The 1,231-nt window shown below is 41.2% G+C and carries 1 protein-coding gene; it reads left to right on the top strand.

The features are described 5' to 3' along the window. Window positions 1-65 precede the first annotated feature (65 nt). A protein-coding gene (locus CWC11_RS19995) for an IS3 family transposase (protein ID WP_138684098.1) occupies window positions 66-1,213 on the top strand; the annotation gives its coding sequence in 2 pieces (ribosomal slippage) (window positions 66-303 and window positions 303-1,213; 1,149 coding nt in all). Window positions 1,214-1,231 lie beyond the last annotated feature (18 nt).

Here is a 1,231-nt window from a genome sequence, read left to right as displayed (position 1 = left end):
TGGACTTCCCACAGTTTGCTAGACACCCAATGAGTTACATTGTAACTTCTAATAAGAGGTGTTTTATGAGCAAAGGCAAACGTTATACCCAAGAGTTTAAAGAAGCGGCTGTTAAACAAATTACTGAGCGTGGATATTCAGTTGCTGAAGTCGCTGAACGATTAGATATTTGTACCAAAACGTTATATCACTGGCGAAGCCAATTATCAGATAAACCTAAAGCCGTTCAATCATCCGATGAAAAATTGAAGATCGCTAAATTGGAAGCACAATTGAAACGTGTCACGGAGGAGCGGGATATTTTAAAAAAGGCCGCAAGGTACTTTGCCAGCAACCCCGAGTAAAGCACGGCTTCATTCGTGATCACCAAGATGAGTTTTCTATCACGGCGATGTGCCGCATTTTTAAACTGCATCGCAGTGGTTTTTATGCGTGGTTAAAAAAGCCTTTAAGTGATAGAGCGCTTGAAGATAATCGTTTATTGAAACTGATTAAAGAATTTTATGTAGCCAGTGGCGGCACATATGGTAGCCCTTGGATACATGCAGACTTGCGTGAAGCCGGTGAGCAATGCAGCGTAAATCGTGTCGCTAAGATCATGCGACAGCATAAGCTTAAAGCGCAAATTGGGTATAAGCGTCGCCATATTAAAGGCGGTAAGACATCGCGGATTGCAGATAACTTATTAGCGCGCCAATTTAACCCGCCAGCACCGAATCAATCATGGGTGAGCGACATAACTTACATAAGAACTTATGAAGGTTTTTTATATGTGGCAACAGTAATGGACTTATTCTCTAGGCGTATTGTGGGTTGGTCGATGGATAAAAATATGGACAAGCACCTTGTTATAAATGCATTGTTGATGGCTGTATGTCAACGTCAACCGAAGGCTAAGGTAATGGTGCATAGCGATCAAGGTAGTCAATATAGTAGCGCTGACTATCTCGCATTTATGAAAGAACATAACCTTGTGCCTTCGATGAGCCGTGCTGGAAACTGTCATGATAATGCGGTTGCTGAAAGCTTTTTTGCGACAATTAAAAAGCGAATAGTTAAGCGAAAGATATATTCGACAAGGGAAGATGCGAAAGCTGAGATATTCAATTTTATAGAAATGTTCTACAATCCAAAAAAACGCCATTCACATACAGGCGGTGTTTCACCTGCTAAGTTTGAGGAAGCGTATTATTCTGAGTTAAAAACTGTCTAGTGAAAGCTGGGAAGTCCA

The organism is Pseudoalteromonas sp. S3178 (genome assembly GCF_005886985.1).
Taxonomy (GTDB): domain Bacteria; phylum Pseudomonadota; class Gammaproteobacteria; order Enterobacterales; family Alteromonadaceae; genus Pseudoalteromonas; species Pseudoalteromonas carrageenovora.
The sequence above is the reverse complement of the archived record's forward strand: the minus strand, read 5'-3'. Positions and strand labels throughout refer to the sequence as shown.